The sequence below is a fragment of the Aquiflexum gelatinilyticum genome (assembly GCF_024813435.1).
Taxonomy (GTDB): Bacteria; Bacteroidota; Bacteroidia; order Cytophagales; family Cyclobacteriaceae; genus Cognataquiflexum; species Cognataquiflexum gelatinilyticum.
The window spans coordinates 377,257-401,019 of record NZ_JANAEZ010000005.1; the positions used below are offsets into that span (position 1 = coordinate 377,257).

The window sequence follows — 23,763 nt, forward strand, 5'->3', positions numbered from 1 at the left end:
AAAGTGATATTTTAAAAGTGGGTTAATTTTTCTATTTCAGCTTTGGAAAGGTACAGGATGCTCACCTTGAGGGTCACGGGGATTACCGGTTCGTCTTTGCTGTTTCTTTTCTGATATACGATAGCATCTACGATATCCATTCCTTTGATTACCTGGCCAAATACCGTGTAATCATTGTCAAGCCTGTGTAAGCCATCTTTGTTTTGGACAATATAAAATTGGCACCTTGCTGAAAGCTTTCCGGGATTATCATCTCTTCCTGCACCAACAGCGCCATAGATGTGGGTTAGCCCTTTGACAAACTCTGGTTCAAGCAAGTACTCAGGGTCCTTGAATCCTTCTTCGGTATCTGGACAGCCACCTTGCGCTACAAAATTGGGGATGACCCTATTAAATGTCAGCGAGTCCCAATATCCTTCCTCTGCCAGCTCGATAAAGCTTTGTTGATGGTTTGGTGTTTCATCAAAAAGTTGGATATAAATTTTTCCTTTTGGGGTTTCGATCAATCCTATCGGGTTCTTTTCCTGGGCAAATGAACAAATGGAGAAAAGGCAAGCAATGACAAAGAATCCTGTTTTTTTCATTTTAATACTATTGGTTTCATGAAAATAGGAAAAAGCAATTTTGGGTCTTTAAATGTAGTAACAATTGAAATAAAGAATGCAGAATTTGAAAAGAAGATAGGATTTTGAGAGTACCACAAAAAGTCAGGTACCATATTGAAAGGGAGCTTGAAACTTAGCTCAAGGATAGATTACACGTAACTCAGGGTCGGAGTATCTATGGACAGAGTAGGGAAATCAGTAAGGGGACTAGGGGAAGGTGATCTCTAGATGATATAATGGTGGGATCTGTTTCCACCATTACTCCTTTTCAAGAAAATCAGATCACATTTTTGAGTTTTGTTATCTATAATGCTTTAATTACCAAGTCAATATTCTCTTTTTATCTCAATCCAATAGAGAATTTCGCTCTTTTTGTAGTTTTGGTTTCTTAATCAGGGTTTGACCTTGTATTTCTTCGAAACCAATTAAATTAATTTCCCTGAATATAATCATTGCCATTTCAAATCAGTGACATGAAATATCCATCGGGGGTAAATTTCATGACTCGAATGTATCAGGTTTCATTAGGGTAAAAAATATAGTACTGCCCATTCCTTCATTTGAAATGATCTTGATCTTACCTTGGTGGTTCTCTACAATTTTTTTGCAGTTGGCCAAGCCAAGCCCGGTGCCTTCATATTCTTGTCTGGTATGTAGTCTTTGAAAAATCTGAAAAATCTTGTCATGGTATTCCGGGGCTACGCCGATTCCATTGTCTTTGACACTAAACTTCCAATATTTGGGACATTCTTGATAAGCAATATGAATTTTGGGTTTAGATCCAGGTGTAGTGAATTTCAAAGAATTGTTTATGAGATTTTGTAGTAACTGTCTTATTTGAACCTTAACTGCATAAATATTAGGTAAGGGATCATGTGTTAAAACTGCCCCAAGCCGTTTGATGTGGTTTTTTTCTAATATGACGACCTCGTTTAATATTTCTTGAATCGAGAATTCTTCTGGCTGAATAGAATTTCCTGCACGGCTGTATTCCAACAAGTCCGTAATAATTTGTCTCATCCTAATAGATCCATCCATGGCAAAGTGAATGAATTGTTTCCCTTTTTCATCCAGAATTGGGTTATATTTTTTTTCAATGAGTTTTAGAAAGCTAGTGATCATCCTCAAGGGTTCCTGAAGGTCATGGGAAGCGACATAGGCAAATTGCTCCAATTCTGCATTAGAAGCTTCCAGTTCCGCAGCCCTAGCCTTAAGATCCTCGCTCATTTTGGTCAAGTCCTTGTCTTTTTTTCTCTTTTCTGTGATGTCCAACATGACAACGACAGCTCCAATTATTCTGCCGTCAGTTGTTTTAATTTGTTCTCCTGAACAAAGAACTATTTTGTTTTGACCATTATTTGAGCGGATAACCAATTCTTGTTGGGAAACTCGCTCACCGCCTAATGCTTTATAAAGTGGCGTTTCATTTTCATTAACCAAGGTAACACCGTCGGGTTGATAACATTTATAGTAGTCTTTCCATTTTGATATTTCGAATTCTCCTTTCGAAAATCCAAACATTTCTCTTGTCGTCTTGTTCAGGACGGTTATATGGCCGTTGTGGTCACATGCAATGATACCTTCCGAAAGATTTTCCATCATAGCTTTGAGGAATTCCTTCTCTTTTTCTATTGCAAACTCTGTCGCTTTGATTTTGGAGATATCCTGAGTTGCACCGATGAGTCTGATTGCTTTTCCATTTTCATTTCGAATGATGATACCTTTATCCACTACATAAGCATATGTACCATCCTTTTTCAAAAACCGAAATTCTTGTTCCCAATATTCTTGCTTTGATTCTAAAGTATTTTCAAGTTCAATTTTTGAATTTTGAAAATCTTCAGGATGGATATGCCTGTTCCAAAAATCAGGGTGTTTGCTAAAATCCTCAGAAGTGTATCCAAAGAGTTTTTCAAAATTTTCTGAACGATACACTTTATTGGTAACCAAATCCCAATCCCAAATTGCATCAGAAGTAGCCAAGGTTGCATATTCAAACCTTTCGTTACTTTTCTTCAATTGTTTTGATTGCTTGTTTACTTTGGCTTGCAGTATGGAGGGTTGAATTGCAAGATACCAAGCTGCCATTCCCAATACCACCGAAAATATAATCCTCAACAAGAAGGCTTTTTTATTTTTACTGAATGCCTGGGACTCTTTAAGCTGTACGGTTAGTTTCCAATCTCCTAGTGGAATTGGAATAGAGTGAGTGTATCCGGAGAAAGTGTTTTGCTGATGGGGCAAAAACAATTCTTCTTCCCCTGAATCAGGGTTAATTTTGGAAAATTGAACAGCAAAAAGGTCTTGGTCTAAATTTTCAATTCCAATGATCTCATAAAATGTTTCAAGCCTAACCACAACAGCAGCAAAGCCCCAGAATATATTTTCTTTGTAAATAGGCAATCGGCCAACGATACCTGAACCTCCTTGCCTTAGTTCAAATGGTCCTGCAAAGAATAATGTATTACTTTCTATTGCCTTGATTGCTTCCTTTGACCTGAGAGAGTCAGAAAAAATATCATAGCCAATTACCATTTCGTTTCCAACGAGGGGATAATTATATTTTATCGTTCCGTTTTCGAGTAACTGGATGGCATCTAGATTAGGATTGTTACGAAGAATTTCATGAGCTATATGATTAAAATCATCTCCAACCCCATATTTCCTTTCGATGTAAGCTAGCGTTTTGGTGGCTGACAAAGCATTGCTCAATCCGGCCATGATTTTCTTTTCAATAAGATTGGTTCTTTCGATTACAGACTCTTTCTCATATGATTTGATCAATAGGAAATCTTTATAAGTTAAAAATTGAGTTAGGCCAAGCGAAATAAAAAAAACTGCAATTCCTGTCAGTATGGGTCTTTTGTTGAAATTTTTTAGCAGTGATTTAATTTTACTTCTCATCATCAAATTTTGTAATAACAATATGTTTTGAATGGACGTCCAAACTCGGATGGAGCTTTTCACACTATTTTAAGACTGAAAAGCCATCTATTTTTGAATAAAATGAACGGAGATTACCTGCCCTTCAAATTGCTGAATGGGACGGATTCTGGAAAATGATTGAGGTTTCTATGATTTTATGTTGGGTGATTCAGAATGCGAGATAGAGTAGAGGATAATAGTAGAAACATGCAGGCTGCTTTCTTACCATTATTAGTTTTTAGAGATATGGGTTTAAAGCATATTCAGAGAACAAAGATTGTATTTTTATTTTAAATAAAACAATCAATTATGTAAATAAAAAAAGTTTGGAAAGATAAAAAATCATTATAACATAGTATAAAAAGTAATATTCAGAGTATTTATGGTATTTTTTACATTAAATTAATGATCAAATTCAATTATTATAAAAAATGCTATTTAGCGGGGAAAGAGCATTTTTTTTAGATTTATTATATAAATGGACTCCTATTTTCTCTTTTTTCTAAAAGTCGGTATGGATTGGGCAAATTCAAAACAACCTTATTCTATTTTGAAGAAGTTATTTTTAAGAAAAAATGAGACAAACTAAAATCAGTTTGACGTCTTTTTTAAAATTTCCATTTGATTCATTACGGGATTGGCATACATGGTCAAGAAACTATTTACCGCCATCGGGTCTTTTTGATCTACTCCTTTTTTAAACCGCCTTTCAAATAATTCCTTTTCCTCTGTTGTGTATTTGTCTGCAAATTGACTTGAACGATGGAGTAGGTCATAGGCAATGTACTTAGTTGGCCATAATTTATACCCTAAAATAATTTGTCTGTCTATCAATTCTGCCAATTCCTGCATTTGCTTTACGCTACCTGAAACTGATTTTGAGATATTGTCGATTTGATCCGTCAAAAGATCACCAATATGGATATGAATACCTCTCTTTTGTCCGATGATACCGTTTAAAAGGGTATGAAAATCCTCGTTTTCTCCTTTGACATAGGCTTCAGACCTGGCTTTTGCCAATAACTCAGGCATTTTGAGCACATCAGTTGGGTCATATTCATAGGAGATACTCACGGGCACGACATTGATTTTTTTAAGATAATCCAGAATATTTTCCCCCGGGTCTGCGGCCATTCCAATCATTTTGAGCACCCCTTTGTGGGTCATGTCATTGCCGTCCTTTGTCCGTCCCTCTCTTTGTGCTATCCAAACTGACCTGTTTTCTCTTAGAATGGATTGTCTGATAAACGCAGAAATCGTTTTGGAACTTTCTAACAGTTCACGTGAAGGAATCCCCCTTTTAATAATGAAACTTCTTGTCAACCTTGCCAAGGTTTTTAAAAAAGGTTTTTTGACCAAATTGTCTCCGATGGCTGAAGTGGTCATGCGGAGTCCATGTTCGTAAAGAGAGGCGTTGAGCAGGGATGTGTCCAAAATGATATCCCTATGGTTTGAGATAAAGAGGTAAGCCGTGTTCTTTTCTAATTTTTCAAAACCTGAAGTCGTCAACCCGCTTGAGCTTTTTTCAAGGACCTTTTGGATAGCAGGGTAGATGAAGTTGATCTGAAAATCCCTAATAGAATGGCAATGAAGCATCAGGTTTTTCCAATAATCATCTTGGTGTTCAGGGAAAGTGAAATTCATCATAGCCTTCATCATAGGATGGTCAATGATTTCCTTGATGGCATCATTTACTTCTGTATCGTAATAGGGTCTGATATCGTCGAACGCTGACATCTTAATGGATTTGATGGTTTTGTAAATAAAGTGAATTTTAGGGAAAGCGGGAAGTCTGTTTTTACGAATTAAAACCTGAGAAAGAAGAGGAAGAAAATAAAAAAAGCAGCCTTTTGAGCTGCTTTTCCGTTGGCCGACCAGGTTTCGAACCTGGACTCTTCTGAACCAAAATCAGACGTGTTGCCAGTTACACCATCGGCCAATTATTTGTTAAAATTCCCTCTTTTTCAAAAGGTGTCACAAATGTAGGGGTACTTTCCTTTTTATGCAAGCAGGGGAGTGAAGATTTTTAAATGATGCAATTTAAATGCTTTAATGTCAGCCCAAAAAGATTAAATGTTGTCCGTCAATATCATGTTCATGATCGCAATAAAATGGAGAATTGTACCTGCCAATACAAAAAGATGCCAAATTGTATGGCCATATCGCATTTGAGGTCTTGTATAAAAAATAGTACCAAGTGTGTAGCTAAGCCCTCCGGCAGCGATAAGAGAAAGGGTAGGGGTACTTAAGGCAGTCAACAGGGGTTTGATTAAAAAAACCGCCATCCAACCCATTCCAAGATAAAGAATCAAAGAAGCCCTTTTAAATCGATGCGTAAAGAAAATTTTGAAAACAATACCGAATAAGGTCAATGCCCAGATAATTCCAAAAAAGACCCACCCCTTGGTACCTTTTACAGCCAAAAGCAAAAATGGCGTATAAGTCCCCGCAATCAGAAAATAGATGCCAATATGGTCAAAGGTTCTCAACCAAGTTTTGATGGGGCTTTGGGGTGTTGCATGATAAAGGGTAGAGAAAGTATATAAGAGTAGGATGGAGGCACCAAAAAGGCTGCAACTGACAATATGGATCCCGGTTCCGTTGAGTACAGAAAATGTGACCAACAAAGCAATGGCTACTATACTGAATAATATTCCAAAACCATGGGTAATACTATTGGCAAATTCTTCCTCCAGTGATTGTTTCCTATCCATACATTTCCTATTTCGGATAAATATAGTGACAAGAAACAAAAATATGGCTCGAACATTTCTTTGGAAATCGATTGAATTTTAAATTAATGTTACTAAAAGGCTGATTATTTTGCATTTACAGAAAATTATGTATTGTTTTGCAGCGAAATTTGAAAAAAGCATTTACATTATTTAACAAAACAATTATAATCATGTCAGTAAAAATCTCTGAAAAAACCATTGTTTCAACCTTGGAAAAACTAGAAAAATTAAACTTGGATGAGAAGCTTCATGCTGAGTTATCTTGGTGTTGGAACAGTTTCCAATATGACAACAATCCAGTTGGTGTAATTGAAAAAAGCAAGAAAGCTTTGGAGTTGCTAAAAGCCAAAAGAGAGGAAAACAGTAAAGCAGTTGCCAAAAAGCTGGTAGAAGATCTTGAGAAGATTGCATTGAACTAATCAAAACCAAACAAAAAAGGCTTTCAAATGAAAGCCTTTTTTGTTTTGGTATTTTGAAGGTAATGCTTACTCAGCTACTACCACAAATTTTACTGAACTTTTAACTTCTCTGTGAAGGTCAACTTCAGCCTCAAATTCTCCGGCACCCTGAACCGGTACGTTGATAGAGATTTTCTTTCTGTCTATATCCACTCCTTTGGTAGCCAAAGCATCAGAAATCTGTAAGGTTGTTACTTTTCCGAATATTTTACCTGATTCACCGATTTTTGCTTTGATTTCCAAAGTCATTTCAGCAAGTTTTGAAGCCAATTCCTCGGCAGCAGTTTTGATTTTTTCAGCTTTGTGGGCTGCTTGCTTTACGTTTTCGGCAAGGATTTTTTTGTTGGAACCTGTAGCCAATACCGCAAATCCCTGAGGGATGAGGTAGTTTCTACCATAACCTGGTTTTACTTCAACCATGTCATTCTTGTATCCAAGTCCTTTTATGTCTGTTTTTAGAATAACTTCCATTGTAATACTATTTAAAGATAAATGAACAAAGATGTACTATTTCAAACCGTCAGTTACAAATGGCATCAATGCCAAGTGTCTTGCCTTTTTGATGGCATTAGACACTTTTCTTTGAAACTTAGCTGAATTTCCTGTCAATCTTCTTGGAAGGATTTTTCCCTGCTCATTGACAAACTTCAAAAGGAAGTTAGGGTCTTTGTAATCGATATATTTGATACCGCTTTTTTTGAATCTGCAGTATTTTTTTCTGTTATCGTTTCTGTTGATTGGTTCGTTTTTGAGTGTCATGCTACAGGCTCCTCCTTCGCTTCAGTTTTTTTGTTAAATTCCCCTTTTCTTCTTTTGTCTCCATAAGCAATTCCATGCTTGTCAAGAACAGTGGTCAGGAATCGAAGAATTTTCTCGTCTCTTCTGATTTCAATTTCCAATTTCTTGATTACACTAGGATCTGCTTTGTACTCGATCAATACGTAGAAACCGGTGCTTTTTTTCTGAATAGGGTAAGCCAATTTTTTTAGACCCCAATTCTCAACATTAATGATTTCTGCTCCCTCAGTTTTTAACAAGTTTACAAACTTGTCTACGGTATCCTTCATCTGAACTTCAGACAAAACGGGAGTAAGTATGAATACCGTTTCATAATTTTTTTGGAACATGATTTTTTTATTTAAGCTTATTTTTGATAAACAGACCGCAAAAGTAGTTGTTTGTCCTGTTTATTCCAAATATAAGAGAGAAAATACCGGATTATTTCACCTCAAATGTCTTTGTTCCAATCTGATATCCATCAGAATAAATTCTCACTTCATATACACCGGGATTGTATTTGGTACCTTTTTCATAGAAGTAAGTCAAAGTCTGCTTGGAATTATCAAAGATGATATCTTGGTGAACGGTATAGAATTCTTCTCTGCCATCGATAGAGAATGTACCCGATCCTTTAGCCACATCGAAAATAGGCTGGTTATTTGGCGCCATGATCTGTACATAAATATCTCTGGGACCCTTTTCCGCCACTTTATTGTCCGCGAGGTTGAAAGTCACACGAAGTTTTTCCAATTGTCTGTTTTTGAAACCGTCTTCCCTTTCCTTTCCTCTGGAGTTCACCGCTGCAATGCTGATATTTTCCGCTCTTAACCTTGCTGCAATATCAACTTTCTCCTGAAGTTCTTTTTGCTTCACATTTAATTGGGCGACTTCTTCCTGAATTTGAGCTTGGGTGGTCTTCAAATCGGTATTTTCTGAGAAAAGCTGCTCATTGGCTTCTCTGAGCCTGATGATTTCCTGGTCTTTTTCTTCTATGGTTTTGGAAAATGCCGCTATTCTTTTATTCAATGAAGCTATTTCATCAGAGGAACGCTTTCTGTCCAAGTTCCTTTCACGGGTAAGCTGTTCTTTAATTTCCTCTAGGGCAGCGATGTCTCCACCTAATTTGCTGATCTCTTGGATTCTGAGATCAAGCTGATAAGTCATCGAATCAATCCTTCTGTTCAGTTCATTGTTTTCTTCTGAGAGCATTAAGATTTCTTCTGATTTTCTTGTTTTATCAAGGTGGTCAGTATAAAGCTTGATGCCACTGGCAACAATTAAAATTAACAAGACAATGATCAGGATGTTTTTGCCATTGTCACTTTTAGCGTTCTTTTGCGGAGTAGTTTCCATAGATGAATAAATGTAGAAATTATTAAATTAATGAATTATATGTCAAATATCCTTGGTGAAGATTACTGGACTTTAAGATATCAACAAAATTCCATTGGTTGGGATGTAGGCGAAGTTACAAAACCAATAAAGCAATATTTAGACCAAATTGATAATTATTGGTTAAAAATACTTATTCCTGGTTCAGGAAATGCATATGAAGCCCAATATGCATTAAATAGGGGGTTTTTGAACACTAATATATTAGATATTTCTTCTTTACCTTTGAATAAATTTCAACTAATCAACCCTGATTTTCCTGAAAGCCAAATCCATCATGGTGATTTTTTTGACCATGAGGATCAGTACGACCTGATCATTGAACAAACTTTTTTTTGCGCACTGCTACCCCATAGAAGGTCTGATTATGTAAAAAAAATGAATAACCTTCTCAAACCGGGTGGGAAATTGGTGGGATTGTTGTTCAACAGGCATTTTGAAAAGTCAGGCCCTCCCTTTGGTGGAAGTGAGGAGGAATATAAGGAGTTGTTTGAAAAGGAATTAAAGATTCTTAAAATGGAAACTTGCTACAATTCAATTTCTCCAAGACAGGGACAGGAGTTGTTTTTTATCTTACAAAAAAATCAATAATGTAGGATGTAATGGGATTTGGTAAGGGTTTTATCAAAAAACAAGATGCCACATTCATAAAAATCCAAGCTGATGACTACTTCAGGGTGTGCTTTGATCTTTTCCCAAGCCCTGTTCATCTCTTTTGACCAATGAATGTCGGCAATTGCGATGATACTTGTTTCCCGGATTTTTGGAAGCAATAATTCAAAATAATCAAAAGTGGCCTGATAAGTATGATTGGCATCCAAAAGCGCAAAATCAACTGTTTGATTTTTCTCCAATAGGTAAGGAAGAGAGTTTTTTAAATCACCCAAAACAAAATGAGTATTTTCTGGCTTGGGGTTTTCTTGGGATTTTTGCCAAAGGGCTTGAGAACCTTCAAAAGTATATAAATTGCCTTTGGTAGATTTGGATAAATATCGCGTATTGACTCCAACGCATGTTCCCAACTCAAAAACAACATTTGCCGGTGTTTTTAAACAGAAAAACTGATACAGTTGGGAGAATTTCCTTGGACTTGTACTGTATTTAGTGACTGAGGAAATCTTTCGTTTTGATTTTCTTAATTTAATTGAGCCTGCCCCAAAATCCTCTATTTCGCAGATTTCATCGCATAAGAGTAATTTTTTCCTAAATTCCTCTATGTCTAAGTCTTTTTCTTTGGACTGCTGTATATGTCCAAGAAGTCCATTGTAAACGTCAAAAACAAAAGGAGATTGGATGGCATATTGGTCTTCTTTGACAAGCCAATAGCGTAAATAGGATAGAAGTGGAAAAAAGTGTCGCTTCAAGTTTAATTGTCGAAGATATCAGCAATCAACTGAAATTCAGGGATTTTAACCTCCAAAACTTTTCCGTCGAATAATTTCTCCATAAAAAATGAACCCCTCATTTTACCCAAACCTGACTTCAGGTTGCATCCTGATACATATTCATGCAGATATCCAGGTTCAAGAACCGGCTGCTGCCCCACCACACCATCACCTTCAACAGTCTTGGTAGCATCTCCTGCATCAAAAATTTCCCATTTCCTTCTCAGAAGTTGGATAGTATTGGGGCTGTTGTTTTCTATATTTACTTTATAGGTAAATACATAATGATGCTGATGTGGACTTGAAAATTCTGCTTGGTAGGTGACTTGAACAGTGACTTTAATTCCTTGTGTAACAGCTGTAACCATTTCTTTTTTACAATTGGGATTTAAAAATTCGAAAACTTTGTCTTATTTCCAAATTATCTACGAAATACAATACAAAAATGGATGTTAAAATCGAATCAGGGTGGAAAAATCTCCTGGAAGAGGAATTTTCAAAACCATATTTTGGTGATCTGGCAGGATTTATCAAATCAGAATACCAAAATCAGGTAGTATATCCAAAGGGGAAAGAAATATTCAATGCCTTTGCACATTGTACGGTGGATAAGCTAAAAGTTGTCATTCTTGGACAAGACCCATATCATGGTCCTGGTCAGGCGCATGGTCTTTCATTTTCGGTAAGGGAAGGGATTCCTTTTCCACCGAGTTTGCTCAATATTTTTAAAGAAATTAACAGGGACTTAGGTCATTCCATGCCCCCGAATGGAGATTTGACCAAATGGGCAGATCAAGGAGTTTTACTTTTAAATGCTACCCTGACGGTCCGTGCGCATCAGGCAGGGTCACACCAAAACAAAGGATGGGAAATTTTTACAGATGCAGTAATCCATAAAATCGCAACAACGAAGGAAAATGTTGTCTTTATGCTTTGGGGTGCCTATGCCCAGAAAAAAGCATCATTTATTGACGAGGGACGACACCTGAAATTACATGCCCCACATCCTAGCCCTCTCTCGGCGCATAGGGGATTTTTGGGATGCGGACATTTTTCCAAAGCCAATGCTTATTTAAAGGAAAAGGATAAAGGGGAGATTAGGTGGTAGTAGTCCACAGTGGACAGTCGACTGTCCACTGTGGTCAAATTCAGGGATTATACAATTTTTCAATTTTACAACCTAAAAATCCTTTTCACCAAACCCCTCTGACTTTCATTTCCAAGGTATAAACTGCGTCCATAGCAGTTATAAATAAAGTTTTACGTTCAGTTCCTCCAAATACCACGTTGGAAGTCCATCCTTCCTTCATCGGGATATGGGCAATTTGTTCACCTTTTGGATTAAAAACAGTAACTCCCTTGCCTGTAATGTAGACGTTGCCTTTGTTATCAATGGTCATTCCATCAGAGCCCATTTCACAGAAAACCTTTCTGTTTTTGAGGTAACCGTCCTCCTCGATATCGTAGACGTAGGTTTTTTTATCTCCGATATCTGCCACATAGAGTTTTTTTCCGTCAGGTGTTCCGACCAAACCATTAGGTTTTACAAGTTTTTCGTCAACCCTGAAAAATTGGATCTTATCCGGGGCTAAATAATAAAGGTGTTCACCATCTTGTTCCATTTCTTGGCTTCTTCCCGTCCACCAAGGCCTTTTGTACAATGGGTCGGTGAGGTACATCCCGCCGTTTGGTGCTATCCACACATCATTTGGCCCATTTAGTTTCTTTCCTTTATAGTTTTCTATCAGGATTTTCATTTCTCCTTTATCATCGATGGCAATCAATTGATTTTCTTCATCGGCACATGAAATCAGGATGTCTTTTCTGTCAAAATACATTCCATTTGATCGCTTTCCACCTTCTTTGAAAAGAGTCACCTCATCTCTTGTTGCGGACCATTTGAAAATTTTGTCATTGGGTTGATCTGTGAAATAAATGTCACCGTTGCGGTGGACAGCCGGGCCTTCAGTAAATGTGTAGCCTTCCCCGACTTTTTTCAGTTCTGCATTTTTGGCAACGACACTTCCTCTATCCAATTCTTGGGATAGGCCGTTGAATGCGAAAATAACAGCAATTATTGCCGTGAAGCCGTATTTTTTTAAGGTTATCATAGGTATTTTTATTGGGTAATAAATTCAGTCCAAAGTGGAAAATGATCAGAAAGGCGGAAAGATAATTGAGAAATTGTATAGTTCCTATCCTTGAGTACATGGTCTCGAAAATCCACAATGCCTCCCTGTACATACTTCAGGTTGATGTTGTTTTCAAACCACGCCACTTGGTCGTAGAATGTATTGGTTTTTTTGAAAACAGTTCTGTCCTGTTCCTGAAGGTCATTTGGGATAAAAAGTCCGGTAGAAATGAAGGCATCAAAGGTCGGATCTCCCTTTCGCATCAGGTTAAAATCTCCCAATGTCAGCAGACTGTGGTTCCAGGAAGCCATCTCCTTTGACCAGTCAAAAATCCAGCCAGCAATAGCTTGGATCTCTCCAACCCGATCCTGTGATTTTGACCCAAAGAGTACATGCAAGGTCAACAATACAAAAGTACTTTTGCCGGCTTTGAAACTCACCCCATAGGGAGTCCTCGCAAATTGGCGCTTCAGTGCATCGGTATGGATTTCCTTGTTTTTCTCTAAAACCTCATCGGGAATGACGATCTCGCAGGCGAGTCCGGACAATTTGACTTTCCTGGTATCAAAGATAAAGGCCAACCTTTCATTGTTTCCCTTGGATCCTGCGGTGACATCAGTCATCAAAAAACTCCAATCCGAACCCAACAGGTGCATAGTTTCCCTCAATCCTTTGAAATTGCCCCGCACTTCCTGAACGGCAATGATGTCAAACCTCTTAATAATCTCAACAATACAAAGTAGGGCATGGGCATCTCTTTTTGGAGAGTCATTTTCTCCTGATTCCCATTTCATGGTGATATCACCAAACATCCGGATATTCCATGTACAGATCAGGACATTTTTATCGAGTTTTTTTGCAGGAATGGTGGAATCCAAGAAACTTTTGAAAGCTTCAAGTTCGTCCTGAACTTCTTTGGGAGGGGAAAACAGATTGATTGACATGGCAATAAGAGAAAGAATGAAATGAATGATATGAAAATTAGAAAAGCTTGCTATTTTTATCAAAACCCAATTTAATCCTTTATGAACAATATTGAGAAAAAACCCAGAACCTTTTTGGACAGATTTTTGGATTTTATAGAAAAGGCAGGAAACAAACTTCCTGATCCGGCTATACTTTTTCTGATATTGATGGTTTTTACTTGGGTGCTGTCAGCCATACTTTCTCCCATCGACTTTGGGGCTATAGACCCTAGAAACGGAGGAGCGCTAAGGATCCAAAACCTGTTAACAGGAACACAGTTTGCGGCATTCTTCGCCAATATGACCGGGGTTTTTATCAATTTTCCACCTTTAGGTGTAGTGTTGTTGGCGATGTTGGGAGTTGGGGTTGCTGAGCATTCAGGATTTATCAATGCAGGGTTGAAGTTTTTATTGGGAGTAACCCCAAAAATGCTGCTGACTCCGATTTTGGTTTTAGTGGCGATAGTCAGTCATACCGCTGCCGACGCCGGCTATGTGTTGGTTATACCTTTGGGTGGCGTGATTTTTTATGCGGCAGACAGACACCCCTTAGCAGGGATAGCAGCTGCTTTTGCTGGTGTTTCGGGAGGATTCGGTGCCAACTTTATCCCATCAAGTATTGATCCATTGATCCAGAGTTTTACTCAATCAGCTGCCCAGATCATCGATCCGGAGATTGTGCTTAATCCTCTGAACAATATCTTTTTTACCGGTCTTTCAAGCTTGGTTGTGGTTATTGTCGTTTGGTACCTGACAGATAAGGTGGTGGAACCAAGATTGAATAAAAATGTGAAAGTGGATGAAAATCTTGAAGACATTCCTAAAATTGATATCCTGAATGCCAAAGAGAAAAAAGCATTTTGGATGGCATTTGGAGTGATGTTCCTTTGTGTCTTGGGACTCTTTTTATGGGTATTTCCGCAAGATTCCGCATGGAGGGATGCAGCAGGAGAGATCACCTCTAGGGATGCACCACTGATGAAATCCATTGTACCGCTAATTTTTGCCTTGTTTTGGATTCCTGGATTGATTTATGGCTTTGCTGCAGGAACGTACAGGAGTATGAAAGACATGGTTGCCTCCATGAGCAAAGCAATGGGAAGTATGGCATATTATATTGTGATGGCTTTTTTCTGTGCCCTGTTTATAGATGCTTTTGGAAAATCCAATATCGGTGCATTGACTGCGCTGAAAGGGGCCAATTTCCTTCAGTCCTTAGCCCTGCCTTCTCAAATCACCATCATAGGTATAGTCATTTTGACTTCATTGGTCAATCTTCTGGTAGGTTCGGCTTCCGCTAAGTGGGCATTGATCAGTCCTATATTTGTGCCCATGCTGATGCAGTTGGGGATATCTCCTGATCTGACCCAAGCAGCTTACAGGGTAGGAGATTCCGTTTCCAATATAATCACGCCCTTGTTGCCCTATTTTCCTTTAATTGTGGTTTTCTGCCAACGGTATGTCAAGTCTACGGGAATCGGAACCTTGGTTTCGATGATGTTGCCTTATTCCATGATCTTGCTGGTGACATGGACTTTGTTTTTGTTGCTTTATTGGACTTTGGGTATTCCTTTGGGATTGCAAAGTACTTATGAGTATGTGATGGCGGTGCCTTGATTTATTGGGGATAAAAAGGATTGAAGGCGGTTGCTGACACCTAAGCCTAGATCTTTATCAAATCCGATATTTATTGATAATTGATATTTATTGATATGGGTATCCGCTATGTTGCACTTTGGGCTTGGAAGTGACTTTATCGGATGCGGATTCTTATTTGAGTTTGGGCAAATTGTACCCGATGAAAATAAAAAAATGACTTTTACAAATACCTCAAAAATGCTTCAGGATTGTTGAGGAAGCTTTTGAGAATCGTAAAATGCTCGGTATCCTCATATTTGACTTTTTGGATGCTGTCCCCAAACTGATAAATCGTTGCTTTGGGCAAAGTCATCAAAATGGGAGAGTGGGTGGCAATGATAAACTGGCAACCGTGGTTTTCTGAAAGGTTTTTGATCAAAGAAAAAAGTGCCAATTGACGCTGAGGAGATAGCGCAGCTTCAGGTTCGTCGATCAGGTAAATCCCTTCAGCCTGCAACCTCCCTTGTAAAACCTTCAAAAATCCCTCTCCATGAGAGACTTCTGTCAAATCCCCATATTTTCTAAGCAGTGCTTCTTTTTGGCCATACACTGCACCTACCGCCAATTTCAAGCCTGTTCCACTCAGACGCTTTTCAAAATCAACAATGTCACCTTTGAATTCCTGATCGATGTTTTTGAGGCGCTTCACGAATCCAAAATAATCCTCAGCCCTAAAGAAAAACCCCCGAAAAGCCTTTTTCTTCCATGAAGTGATGATGGCTTCACCGAAAGACTTAACCCCTTCCAATGTCTCATCCGATTCCAAATCGTTGCTTCCAATGGCAGGAAGGTTAAGCTTGATTGCCAAGGCTTTAAGCAGGGTAGATTTGCCAGATCCATTTTCACCAACAAAGACTGTCACCGGTGTTTCAAATGACATGCTTTCCAATTCCCTGAATGCCTGCAAAGTAAATGGGAATTGGGTTTGAGGACCTTTTGGAAGGGATATGCGTGATAGGTAGTACATGGCTTTGAAGGATTCTGGTCACTACGGGGATACCGTTTTCTTTGTTTTAGTTGTTGTTTTGTTATAGAGGTTGTAGTGGTTCCGCCACAGCGGACAGGTGTGATTGTTGTTGGGGAATCAAGTCTTGGATCTTGTGTCTTGAATCTTGTGTCTTTTTTTGTTGTCTGCTTCGTGTTGTCGAGTTATCAGCTTCGCGTTATCGGGTTATCATATATCATTGTTTTAAACGAATCAAGTCTTGCATCTTGTGTCTTTCATCTTGTGTCTTATTTAGACAAGTTACTTTTTTAACCAAAATCACCGAAGGAATCGAAGGTTTCTTTTTTTCTTTTAAAAGGAGCTGGATTCCATTTTAGATGAAAATCAGTGAACTTTCCAAAGAAATAATAGGTAAAAGTGATTTTCAATAAAATAAAAAATCACCGTGGTTTAAATCAATTATTTAAAATTTGGAACACCCGATCCAAGTAATGCCCACTTTTTAATTTTACAAAGAAATCAAACGGCATGAAATATGGAATCCAAACTAAAAATTATCTTCCTTTTTTTGGGGTTTTATTTGATGTCCTGTACCAGATATGAGGACTTATCAAAGACTTACAATTTACCCCAAAACGCCTCTTTTTCGAATTTTGACACCTTGGTAACTTTTCAGGAAAACGAGGAATATTATATCCGGTTGGCAGATGATTCAGAATGCTACATCCTTGTCGATAAAAGATCAAATCAGACCATTTCTGGCTACATCACTCAAAGTCCTCCTTTTTTGGAGTTTCCAAAATCCAAATACCAAGAGATTAAATTACGACAAATTGCCCATGCAAAAATAAGGGTCATAGATGCACTGAAAACTTCGGCCTTGTTGGCTTTCCTTGTTGGGATATTGATCCTATCGGGTGTTTGCGTACTGATTATCCTTGCAAATCCCGGGAATGAATCCCAAGACAACTGGCTGTTTTGAACTACTGATGGATTTTAGCTTGGTACTTGGTACTCAGATCTTTGTTCAAAAATGATTCCTTCCGCTTGCCAACCTCCCTACTTCCCAACCTCCCAATTCCCTAAGATTTCTCCCTCTTGTACCGATGACGTATTTGTAGGAGCCGTCACTCTGAGTGAAGCGAAGAGTCTCGCTTATTCTGAGATCTTTCATCCTCGTACCTCGGATTCAAGATGACGCAACACCAATCGTCATTGCCTTTCTGTAATTGCCAATTTTAATAACTCGAAATGACAAGGACGGGGATGCAATGTTTTTGGGCATTATTGATTCGGGCAGGTAATTCCTAAACCTCCCTAATACCCAACTTCCCAAATTCCACCCCCATTCATTCTTAATTATTAATTTTTAATTCTCCATTTTCTTCCTCTCCATCACCACCACCAACTTCTTCAAATCAGCCGAATAGGCCATTCGGGTAATGTTCTGATAGCCTTCCAGGATGATGGAACCTGCTTTTTCCCAATCCGTTTTTTCCGCTTTTCTGACATACAAGTCATTTCCTTTACCCATCAGGAGAAGCTGATTGTCCAACCAAATGAAGTCTTCCGAACCGGGAAAAGTATAACCATAATCGACATAGGTTCTTTTTTCAATATCAAATCCTTTGATGGCATAGGATTTCATACCGTCCACATCTTTGCTGACGTTTTTGTCGATATAAGTGATGATGCTGGTTTTTGGTCTTTTCTTCACCGATCTACCGACATTTTCACTGATGGTATGCAACTCAGATTTGCTGTAAGGATAGACGAGTTTATTGGGTTGGCCAAGGACAAACATCGCAGCTTTATTGTCATACCAATCGTAATAGCCCACCGGTTCGATGTCGTCATACAGCAACTCCGGTTCCCCAAAATTGGTAGGGTAGAGCCACAGTCTTTGCTTGCCATCCGGTTCGACGGTCACTGCCGACACATACAGACCACAATCCGTCAGGGAAGGTGAAAATTCATTCCTGTCCGCAGTTTTGGTGAGGTTGGTAAACTTGTCTTTTTCAAAGTTGTAAATGATGATGTCGTTGTTTCCCTTTTCGTCAACCGCCGAAAAAGCCATCTGAATGTCATTGATAAATGCAGGTTGGTTGTCATACAATGGCCGGTCCGTAATCAACTTGATGGAATTATAATCCAGAACCAACTTCCCGCTTGATTTTTTGCCATCGATCGCAATCAGGTCAAAATTTCCCTGGGCAAAAGCATTGAATGACAGCGAGATAAATAGGGTGACTAAAGCAATTTGAAATTTTGGATACATATACTTTACATTTCGGAAACTAAAATACAAAATGGCAGTTAGACAAACGTGGGAAAATTAAGTTTATATACCAATAAAAATCTCGAAAGTCTCCGGAAAGTAGGGGACAGCTTGGCTGATGATGCAGTACTTTTTTTGATTGGTGAAGCTGCATGGTGCGAAAAAATCAATAGCTGGAAAGCTTTGCCTTCCAAAAAGGAGTTGGCTTCATTTCCTGCCGAATTGAAAAGCTTCTTTCTTTTCTTCCACCAAGCACCGGATTTCATTGTTCCCGGCAAAGTCAAGACCGCTCAGGAATTTTTTGACAAAGAAGGGAATCTTTACCTGTCCATGTTGGGGTTTTATTCCCTGCCTTATTGTTATGCATTTGCTGACGGGGCGCAGGTACTTGTCAGGTCCAAGCGGATCACAGATGAAGTAGGTATGCGGCTTTCAGAGACAGCGTTGTTTTTGTTGGATTGCTTTGTGCCAGGGACATTTTTGGAGGAATCCAAATCGCTTTTGACAATTGCCAAAGTCCGTTTGATCCATGCATTTAGCCGGTATTTCGTTTCGCATTATGCCAAAGACTGGAATCCGGATTGGGGATTACCCATCAATCAGGAAGATATGATCGGTACCAACCTTGCATTTAGCCTGATGGTAATGCGGGGAATGGAGAAGCTCAACCGATTCCCGGGTGTGGAAACCCACGAGGCAGTTTTGCATTATTGGAAAGTCATCGGCCATTATCTGGGAATTGAAATTGCTTATTGGCCGGAAACCGCCAAGGAATCCTTTGAATTGGAGAAACTCATCCGCAAACGCCACGTCCGACCTTCGGAAGCCGGAAATACCTTGATCAGGTCCTTGCTCGGTTTTTATGAAAAGTCCATTCCCGACACCACTTTGTCCTCGCTCTCGGAAACCTTGGTCGCCTATTTTGTAGGAAAGGAAGTGGCGGATGTTTTGGGGATCAAAGAAAAAGCAAAGCTCCCCAAAAGTGTCTATGCTTTGGTGTTGGATTTTAACTTTTTGAAACAAAGCGGAGGAAATCCCTCGTATCTCAAAACCAGAACCCAATTTTTGGAACAGAGCAAAAACCAATTCGGCAAGGAACTCAGGTTGAATATCCCGGTTCCCAAGCGTCCATAACCGAACACTTTTTTGTCCGTGTGCGTGTCAGGACATTTTTGGAACACGTTAATTTAGGTTAAAATCGCACTTTTTACCTTATGGCATTCTTTTCGTACTTTGAGTTCCAAATGAAAAGAATCGGCAACTTCATCCGCACATTCCCTTTGGAATTGGTCTTTTGGATCGGGGCCCTTATCGGGATCCTTCTTATCGACCCTTATGGCGCCCAACATTTCACCCTTTGCCCTTTGGAGAACCTAGGCTTCCATTGGTGTCCGGGATGTGGATTGGGACGGGCCATGAGTCTGTTGACCAAGGGGGATTTTCAGGCATCATGGTCAATGCACCCGCTAGCCATGTTTGCCTTCGGCGCGATCGGTTTCCGGATTTTCGAATTAATCAGACACTTAAAAACTACTAACTACTATGGCTAATGTATTGAGACACCTTCCTGAGCTTGAAGGTATGGAATTGGGTTACATTCAGGGCATCCTGAAAAACATGGATGACGATCAGGCAAATCTTTTTGCCCAAGTATATCGCGCCAGAAGAAAAGACAACCAAATGGTATTGATCCTTTGTTTGCTCGGTTTCTTCGGATTTGCCGGACTCCACCGCTTTATTCTCGGACAGATCGGATTGGGTATCCTCTACATCCTGACCCTGGGATTGTGTTTTATCGGTACCATTGTAGACTTGGTCAATTACAAAAGTCTTGCTTACGAATACAACATCAAAGTGGCACATGAGACTTTGTCCATGATGTCAAACAACAGCAATTTCTATCCAAACGTCAATACCAATCCAAATGACAAAGCATAAGTTGGGATTACAAATGGGAATGCTTTTGGTTTCAGGTTTTCTCTTGACGTCTTGTTTTACGTCAGAGAAAACCATTACCAAAGACTACGAAGAAACCTTTGAAGGTATCAAAGAAATCGAACTGGACGGGAAGTTTTTGGAAGTCAGTTATGAAGGTAAATCTGGAGAGGCGGAAGTTTATTTGGACGGTTTCCTGGAAGCTTCCGAAAGTTCAGGCATGGAAATCAGCTACAGAAAATCAGGTTCCAAACTGAAGATCGAAGTGACCGGAGAGAATGAAATCAGTTGGAATTTTTCCAACCACACCAAAGGCTATATCAGCCTTACCGGGCCTGAAGACATCGAACTCAACCTGACCAACGGTTCGGGCTCTATAGATGTCCTCAATGTGGTCCATAAAAATATCAACCTCAAAGTCAACTCCGGAAGCATCAAAGCCACCTCTCTCGAAGTAGGCGACATCCAATTGAACGCTTCCTCAGGAAGCATCAGCGGAGAAGCATTGACCGGCAAAATCAATTGCAAGGTCAATTCAGGCAGTATCAGCCTAAAAGATGTTGTCGGCAATGTCGATGCAGTCGCTTCTTCAGGCAGCTTGAAAATTGAGGAAGTAAAAGGAGCGGTCAATGCCCAGGTCAATTCTGGAAATATCAGGTTGGTCAATTTGGAAGAATTGGGAGAATTGTCTGCGAGTTCAGGCAGTATTAAAGCTGAGAATTCCGGTTTGGGAAGCAATACAAGCTTGGAAGCCAATTCCGGAAGTATCAGCATCCAAACACCCTCAGACCTCAAAGCCTTTAACTTCGACCTCAAAGCCAACAGCGGTAGCGTCAGCGTAGGCGAGCAAAATTCCGGCAAAGAACTCGATCTTGATAACGGTGCTTCGGCTACCATCAGGGGAAAAGTGAGCAGCGGGAGTATTAAGATTGTGAATTAGGATTGGAAGATTGGAAAATTAAAGATTCCGAAGATTTTTAAATGAAGAAAAGCCATTGGCCTGTGGAGGTCAATGGATTTTTTGTTTTAAATGTTTGCAGGGGTCTTGCAGGGAGTGTCAATTTTGTGGTTTGATTTCAAAACTAGGAACCTCCTAATTCTGATGAAATAATTTTATTTTATATTAAAATGTTTAATACAGTAGAATGTGACAAGTTTTATTGTTTATAAATTACGATTTGAAGAATTTTTTTGCCTATTTTTATTAATAACCAAATATTTAAATTTTAACTTAAAATCATTAATAGCTAATGATGCAAGAAACTGCAGATACTGTTGTTGTAAAATTTACAAATCAGGAGGAAGTTAATTCCAAAATTTTTGAATTGATATACCAAATCAGATCAAACACAATTCCTACCGATCTTACCCAAACGGATTTGGATGAATATGCCAACTTGATCCTAGCGGGAGTTGCGGCAATCGGTACTTTGCTAACAGCGTATTTTGTCTGGAAAGAATACAAGCAGGATCTGATTGACAAATCCATCCAAACCGGAATCTTCAAAGATCTGCTTCGACATTACTACAGAAATTTCATTGTTTTGAAAGTCATTGAAATCAAATTGAAAAAAGACAATTTTAATAGTTATCCTTCCGAAGAGCATTTCCTAAAGTTTAAAACCCTGCCAGAAGAATTAAGGATTATCAAATTCAAAGGATTAAGCAACAATTATGACCAGTTGCATAGTTTTGAACTTATATTAAGAAATGTAAATATTGAAATCGATGTGTACCTTATGCATCTAAAAGATCCCCACCTAACAAAAGAAATCAAAGAAGAGGATATCATGACATTGTATTTTAAGTTTTCACTTATCTCTTATAAAATCTTGGATTTATTTGCCGGCATTGACAAGAAGGTGGATTCAAAAAAGTTGGCATCCGATCATCTCAAAAATGAAAGTATAAAAAATCAAGCATCAAAAAAATCCAAAACTCCCTATACTCATATTGAAGAAATTGATTTATCTATTACCGATAGTTACTTCTTCAAAGAATTGGAATTGACATCGGAAATTGAAACTGATTTAAGTTTGGAATACAATATTGTCCGTATGATTCCTCTGCCAAAATTGCCTCAGGGTGAAGCTATAAAATCCGACTAATTCCCTGATCCAAAATACCAACTCGGATATTTCCGACTGAAACAAACAGATTTTGATTGGATATTTGATTATTCCAAAGTAATCAGTGTCACGTGCCAAGAAGAATCCAAATTCAGCTTGACCGTCGCGCCCAATCCCTATTACAGAATTTTCAAAATCAACCTTTCCCAAGTAGGTACTGAAATCTAAATTAATGAAGCCATGGGAAAAGCAGTCCTTCACCAACAAGTCAACACCCAAGAAACCTACATAGACCTTTTCGGCTTTCCATAAGGAATTTACTTTTTACAAAGTTGGAATGGGAGGGAACTGGTGGGGAAGAAGGTGGTGGTGGAGAGGTGAGGTTAGAAGTTTGGAAAGTTTCAAAGTCAGGGGGTATGAGAGTTTCCTTTCAGTTCAAGCTATGAAGGATTCGATATTTACCAATAAAAAATTGGAAATAATAAAAGGGTGAAATTACAAATTTCACCCAGTTATAAAATCCATTGTTGGACTGCGCTCCAAGAAGTCCAATTACCCAAAATTTGCCAAAATAATATAATCTAATCTAAACAATAACAGAATTCTTGACCTCCTATAGTAATGCATACTCTTCTTCTACAATTACGATCTTTAAGATCAAACCTTAATCCCTCGACTTCATCTTCTTCAGGTATTGTATTTTCCTCTCTGGCTTTTACCTCAATATTCCTTAATAAGTCATCGAACTCTAGTTTTAAATTTTCCATAATTAATCAGTTTTTTTTGAAACATTTAATATAATTGAATCTTCAAGTGTTGGTACATTTAAAATATTTACTTTAATTAATAAATCACCTAAAAAAGAGGTATCCCCTTTCATTAAATTACCTGATGAAAAAATGACAGAAGCTTTTCCCTCTGAGTTGACAGAAAGTTTTCTTTCTCTAAATAGTGGATTAGAAAATTTAGATCCATTTTCTGCGTCATAAACTAAAAATTCAACAGTGTAGCCATTGGAAGGAAAACCTGAAAATGATTCCACCAATGCCGTTAAAATCACCTCAGAATCATAGCTATTTACTATCCCAAATTTATTTGATGATAACAAGACTTTATTAGGCACTGACTCTGTAAATGCTAGGTAAGTTTTTGCTGAAAAAGACTTGACTCTTGTAGTTACTATAATTTCTGGTGCAATTGTATTACTTGATCTTAGAATAGCTTCCGCACTTAGATACTTTTGATTTTCTATTTCAACTGTATCCCTAGCAATAACAGATAAAGTATTTTCATTATTTTTTGTAAAAACACCACCCGAAGTATGAAATTCTATTGATCTTTTATCCTCATCAGAGTCAATACTAATATATGAAACAAGTGTTACTGTTGATTTATTATCTGCCGGAATACTGGTAATTCCATTTTTTACTATTAAACCCACCACCTTATTTGAGTCTAAAGTTTCTAAACATGAATTAAATAATATCAGGATCAAAAGAAAATTAATAACATTTTTCATA

At 38.4% G+C, this 23,763-nt stretch carries 27 protein-coding genes and 1 tRNA gene; 10 read left to right on the forward strand and 18 right to left on the reverse strand.

Annotated features, from left to right (window positions below; translation table 11 throughout):
- Positions 1-11: 11 nt before the first annotated feature.
- From NK987_RS13525 to trhA, 5 genes are all read right to left on the reverse strand, one after another.
- The gene (locus NK987_RS13525) at positions 12-584 is read right to left on the reverse strand and encodes a peptidylprolyl isomerase (protein WP_259264284.1); all 573 of its coding nucleotides are present in this window, start codon (positions 582-584) and stop codon (positions 12-14) included.
- 519 nt (positions 585-1,103) lie between these two features.
- Positions 1,104-3,512 carry a PAS domain-containing protein gene (locus NK987_RS13530; protein ID WP_259264285.1) on the reverse strand — a complete coding sequence of 803 codons (2,409 nt, stop codon included), beginning with the start codon at positions 3,510-3,512 and terminating at the stop codon, positions 1,104-1,106.
- A 609-nt stretch (positions 3,513-4,121) separates the two neighbouring features.
- Entirely contained in the window at positions 4,122-5,267 is a 1,146-nt protein-coding gene (locus NK987_RS13535) for a 1-acyl-sn-glycerol-3-phosphate acyltransferase (protein ID WP_259264286.1), read from the reverse strand.
- Positions 5,268-5,396: 129 nt separating this feature from the next.
- Positions 5,397-5,469 (reverse strand) — tRNA-Gln (locus tag NK987_RS13540).
- Positions 5,470-5,599: 130 nt separating this feature from the next.
- A complete protein-coding gene (trhA, locus tag NK987_RS13545; protein WP_258423106.1) occupies positions 5,600-6,244 on the reverse strand; it encodes a PAQR family membrane homeostasis protein TrhA in 645 nt (214 codons plus the stop codon).
- A gap of 191 nt (positions 6,245-6,435) precedes the next feature.
- Between trhA and NK987_RS13550 the strand changes: the two genes are divergently transcribed.
- Entirely contained in the window at positions 6,436-6,684 is a 249-nt protein-coding gene (locus tag NK987_RS13550; RefSeq protein WP_258423105.1) for a hypothetical protein, read from the forward strand.
- Positions 6,685-6,750: 66 nt separating this feature from the next.
- Here the strand turns inward: NK987_RS13550 and rplI are convergent, their stop codons facing one another.
- The 4 genes from rplI to NK987_RS13570 all read right to left on the reverse strand — a co-directional run bounded on the left by rplI (position 6,751) and on the right by NK987_RS13570 (position 8,856).
- Positions 6,751-7,194, reverse strand: a complete 444-nt coding sequence (rplI, locus tag NK987_RS13555) for a 50S ribosomal protein L9 (RefSeq protein WP_241125842.1) — start codon at positions 7,192-7,194, stop codon at positions 6,751-6,753.
- 36 nt (positions 7,195-7,230) lie between these two features.
- Positions 7,231-7,482, reverse strand: a complete 252-nt coding sequence (gene rpsR, locus NK987_RS13560; RefSeq protein WP_113924785.1) for a 30S ribosomal protein S18 — start codon at positions 7,480-7,482, stop codon at positions 7,231-7,233.
- Positions 7,479-7,850, reverse strand: coding sequence for a 30S ribosomal protein S6 (rpsF, locus tag NK987_RS13565; RefSeq protein WP_259264287.1), 372 nt, complete (start codon positions 7,848-7,850; stop codon positions 7,479-7,481). Before rpsF ends, rpsR begins: the two co-directional genes overlap by 4 nt.
- A 91-nt stretch (positions 7,851-7,941) precedes the next feature.
- The gene (locus NK987_RS13570) at positions 7,942-8,856 is read right to left on the reverse strand and encodes a hypothetical protein (protein ID WP_258423103.1); all 915 of its coding nucleotides are present in this window, start codon (positions 8,854-8,856) and stop codon (positions 7,942-7,944) included.
- A gap of 39 nt (positions 8,857-8,895) precedes the next feature.
- Between NK987_RS13570 and NK987_RS13575 the strand changes: the two genes are divergently transcribed.
- A complete protein-coding gene (locus NK987_RS13575) occupies positions 8,896-9,486 on the forward strand; it encodes a TPMT family class I SAM-dependent methyltransferase (protein ID WP_259264288.1) in 591 nt (196 codons plus the stop codon).
- Here the strand turns inward: NK987_RS13575 and NK987_RS13580 are convergent.
- Together NK987_RS13580 and apaG are read right to left on the reverse strand one after the other, a co-directional pair.
- Complete coding sequence (locus NK987_RS13580; protein ID WP_259264289.1) at positions 9,480-10,259, reverse strand: O-methyltransferase; 780 nt, start codon at positions 10,257-10,259, stop codon at positions 9,480-9,482. The two genes, NK987_RS13575 and NK987_RS13580, sit on opposite strands and share 7 nt — an antisense overlap.
- Positions 10,260-10,261: 2 nt before the next feature.
- Positions 10,262-10,648 (reverse strand): Co2+/Mg2+ efflux protein ApaG, encoded by a 387-nt coding sequence (apaG, locus tag NK987_RS13585; protein WP_258423100.1) that lies wholly within the window; start codon positions 10,646-10,648, stop codon positions 10,262-10,264.
- 77 nt (positions 10,649-10,725) lie between these two features.
- Here apaG and ung point away from each other — a divergent pair, with 77 nt between their 5' ends.
- Entirely contained in the window at positions 10,726-11,388 is a 663-nt protein-coding gene (ung, locus tag NK987_RS13590) for a uracil-DNA glycosylase (protein WP_258423099.1), read from the forward strand.
- 85 nt (positions 11,389-11,473) lie between these two features.
- Here the strand turns inward: ung and NK987_RS13595 are convergent, their stop codons facing one another.
- Together NK987_RS13595 and NK987_RS13600 are read right to left on the reverse strand one after the other, a co-directional pair.
- Positions 11,474-12,391 (reverse strand): SMP-30/gluconolactonase/LRE family protein, encoded by a 918-nt coding sequence (locus tag NK987_RS13595; RefSeq protein WP_259264290.1) that lies wholly within the window; start codon positions 12,389-12,391, stop codon positions 11,474-11,476.
- 8 nt (positions 12,392-12,399) lie between these two features.
- Positions 12,400-13,356: an endonuclease/exonuclease/phosphatase family protein gene (locus NK987_RS13600; protein ID WP_259264291.1), complete on the reverse strand. Its 957-nt coding sequence runs from the start codon at positions 13,354-13,356 to the stop codon at positions 12,400-12,402.
- Positions 13,357-13,437: 81 nt separating this feature from the next.
- On the opposite strand from NK987_RS13600, the gene NK987_RS13605 reads away from it, so the two are divergent.
- Positions 13,438-14,994, forward strand: a complete 1,557-nt coding sequence (locus NK987_RS13605; protein ID WP_259264292.1) for an AbgT family transporter — start codon at positions 13,438-13,440, stop codon at positions 14,992-14,994.
- Positions 14,995-15,196: 202 nt separating this feature from the next.
- Here the strand turns inward: NK987_RS13605 and NK987_RS13610 are convergent, their stop codons facing one another.
- Positions 15,197-15,982 (reverse strand): AAA family ATPase, encoded by a 786-nt coding sequence (locus tag NK987_RS13610; protein ID WP_259264293.1) that lies wholly within the window; start codon positions 15,980-15,982, stop codon positions 15,197-15,199.
- Between the two features lie 514 nt (positions 15,983-16,496).
- Between NK987_RS13610 and NK987_RS13615 the strand changes: the two genes are divergently transcribed.
- On the forward strand, positions 16,497-16,943 hold the full coding sequence (locus NK987_RS13615; protein WP_259264294.1) for a hypothetical protein: 447 nt from the start codon (positions 16,497-16,499) through the stop codon (positions 16,941-16,943).
- A 45-nt stretch (positions 16,944-16,988) separates the two neighbouring features.
- Here the strand turns inward: NK987_RS13615 and NK987_RS13620 are convergent, their stop codons facing one another.
- Together NK987_RS13620 and NK987_RS13625 are read right to left on the reverse strand one after the other, a co-directional pair.
- Positions 16,989-17,135, reverse strand: coding sequence for a hypothetical protein (locus NK987_RS13620; RefSeq protein WP_259264295.1), 147 nt, complete (start codon positions 17,133-17,135; stop codon positions 16,989-16,991).
- Positions 17,136-17,330: 195 nt separating this feature from the next.
- The gene (locus NK987_RS13625; protein ID WP_259264296.1) at positions 17,331-18,239 is read right to left on the reverse strand and encodes a hypothetical protein; all 909 of its coding nucleotides are present in this window, start codon (positions 18,237-18,239) and stop codon (positions 17,331-17,333) included.
- Positions 18,240-18,287: 48 nt separating this feature from the next.
- On the opposite strand from NK987_RS13625, the gene NK987_RS13630 reads away from it, so the two are divergent.
- From NK987_RS13630 to NK987_RS13650, 5 genes are all read left to right on the forward strand, one after another.
- Positions 18,288-19,373: an oxygenase MpaB family protein gene (locus NK987_RS13630; protein WP_259264297.1), complete on the forward strand. Its 1,086-nt coding sequence runs from the start codon at positions 18,288-18,290 to the stop codon at positions 19,371-19,373.
- 80 nt (positions 19,374-19,453) lie between these two features.
- The gene (locus NK987_RS13635; protein WP_258423090.1) at positions 19,454-19,789 is read left to right on the forward strand and encodes a DUF2752 domain-containing protein; all 336 of its coding nucleotides are present in this window, start codon (positions 19,454-19,456) and stop codon (positions 19,787-19,789) included.
- Positions 19,782-20,177 carry a TM2 domain-containing protein gene (locus NK987_RS13640; protein WP_258423089.1) on the forward strand — a complete coding sequence of 132 codons (396 nt, stop codon included), beginning with the start codon at positions 19,782-19,784 and terminating at the stop codon, positions 20,175-20,177. Before NK987_RS13635 ends, NK987_RS13640 begins: the two co-directional genes overlap by 8 nt.
- Entirely contained in the window at positions 20,164-21,114 is a 951-nt protein-coding gene (locus tag NK987_RS13645; RefSeq protein WP_259264298.1) for a DUF4097 family beta strand repeat-containing protein, read from the forward strand. The genes NK987_RS13640 and NK987_RS13645 overlap by 14 nt, the downstream gene beginning before the upstream one ends.
- A 310-nt stretch (positions 21,115-21,424) precedes the next feature.
- Positions 21,425-22,282: a hypothetical protein gene (locus NK987_RS13650; protein ID WP_259264299.1), complete on the forward strand. Its 858-nt coding sequence runs from the start codon at positions 21,425-21,427 to the stop codon at positions 22,280-22,282.
- A gap of 542 nt (positions 22,283-22,824) precedes the next feature.
- Here NK987_RS13650 and NK987_RS13655 read toward each other — a convergent pair.
- Together NK987_RS13655 and NK987_RS13660 are read right to left on the reverse strand one after the other, a co-directional pair.
- Positions 22,825-23,010: a hypothetical protein gene (locus NK987_RS13655; RefSeq protein WP_259264300.1), complete on the reverse strand. Its 186-nt coding sequence runs from the start codon at positions 23,008-23,010 to the stop codon at positions 22,825-22,827.
- 2 nt (positions 23,011-23,012) lie between these two features.
- The gene (locus NK987_RS13660; RefSeq protein WP_259264301.1) at positions 23,013-23,762 is read right to left on the reverse strand and encodes a hypothetical protein; all 750 of its coding nucleotides are present in this window, start codon (positions 23,760-23,762) and stop codon (positions 23,013-23,015) included.
- Between the last annotated feature and the right edge of the window lies 1 nt (position 23,763).

Coding starts and splice junctions, on each gene's coding strand:
- NK987_RS13525 (WP_259264284.1), bottom strand. CDS start 584: ATGAAAAAAACAGGATTCTTTGTCATTGCTTGCCTTTTCTCCATTTGT.
- NK987_RS13530 (WP_259264285.1), bottom strand. CDS start 3,512: ATGATGAGAAGTAAAATTAAATCACTGCTAAAAAATTTCAACAAAAGA.
- NK987_RS13535 (WP_259264286.1), bottom strand. CDS start 5,267: ATGTCAGCGTTCGACGATATCAGACCCTATTACGATACAGAAGTAAAT.
- trhA (WP_258423106.1), bottom strand. CDS start 6,244: ATGGATAGGAAACAATCACTGGAGGAAGAATTTGCCAATAGTATTACC.
- NK987_RS13550 (WP_258423105.1), top strand. CDS start 6,436: ATGTCAGTAAAAATCTCTGAAAAAACCATTGTTTCAACCTTGGAAAAA.
- rplI (WP_241125842.1), bottom strand. CDS start 7,194: ATGGAAGTTATTCTAAAAACAGACATAAAAGGACTTGGATACAAGAAT.
- rpsR (WP_113924785.1), bottom strand. CDS start 7,482: ATGACACTCAAAAACGAACCAATCAACAGAAACGATAACAGAAAAAAA.
- rpsF (WP_259264287.1), bottom strand. CDS start 7,850: ATGTTCCAAAAAAATTATGAAACGGTATTCATACTTACTCCCGTTTTG.
- NK987_RS13570 (WP_258423103.1), bottom strand. CDS start 8,856: ATGGAAACTACTCCGCAAAAGAACGCTAAAAGTGACAATGGCAAAAAC.
- NK987_RS13575 (WP_259264288.1), top strand. CDS start 8,896: ATGTCAAATATCCTTGGTGAAGATTACTGGACTTTAAGATATCAACAA.
- apaG (WP_258423100.1), bottom strand. CDS start 10,648: ATGGTTACAGCTGTTACACAAGGAATTAAAGTCACTGTTCAAGTCACC.
- ung (WP_258423099.1), top strand. CDS start 10,726: ATGGATGTTAAAATCGAATCAGGGTGGAAAAATCTCCTGGAAGAGGAA.
- NK987_RS13595 (WP_259264290.1), bottom strand. CDS start 12,391: ATGATAACCTTAAAAAAATACGGCTTCACGGCAATAATTGCTGTTATT.
- NK987_RS13600 (WP_259264291.1), bottom strand. CDS start 13,356: ATGTCAATCAATCTGTTTTCCCCTCCCAAAGAAGTTCAGGACGAACTT.
- NK987_RS13605 (WP_259264292.1), top strand. CDS start 13,438: ATGAACAATATTGAGAAAAAACCCAGAACCTTTTTGGACAGATTTTTG.
- NK987_RS13610 (WP_259264293.1), bottom strand. CDS start 15,982: ATGTACTACCTATCACGCATATCCCTTCCAAAAGGTCCTCAAACCCAA.
- NK987_RS13615 (WP_259264294.1), top strand. CDS start 16,497: ATGGAATCCAAACTAAAAATTATCTTCCTTTTTTTGGGGTTTTATTTG.
- NK987_RS13620 (WP_259264295.1), bottom strand. CDS start 17,135: ATGAAAGATCTCAGAATAAGCGAGACTCTTCGCTTCACTCAGAGTGAC.
- NK987_RS13625 (WP_259264296.1), bottom strand. CDS start 18,239: ATGTATCCAAAATTTCAAATTGCTTTAGTCACCCTATTTATCTCGCTG.
- NK987_RS13635 (WP_258423090.1), top strand. CDS start 19,454: ATGGCATTCTTTTCGTACTTTGAGTTCCAAATGAAAAGAATCGGCAAC.
- NK987_RS13640 (WP_258423089.1), top strand. CDS start 19,782: ATGGCTAATGTATTGAGACACCTTCCTGAGCTTGAAGGTATGGAATTG.
- NK987_RS13645 (WP_259264298.1), top strand. CDS start 20,164: ATGACAAAGCATAAGTTGGGATTACAAATGGGAATGCTTTTGGTTTCA.
- NK987_RS13650 (WP_259264299.1), top strand. CDS start 21,425: ATGATGCAAGAAACTGCAGATACTGTTGTTGTAAAATTTACAAATCAG.
- NK987_RS13655 (WP_259264300.1), bottom strand. CDS start 23,010: ATGGAAAATTTAAAACTAGAGTTCGATGACTTATTAAGGAATATTGAG.
- NK987_RS13660 (WP_259264301.1), bottom strand. CDS start 23,762: ATGAAAAATGTTATTAATTTTCTTTTGATCCTGATATTATTTAATTCA.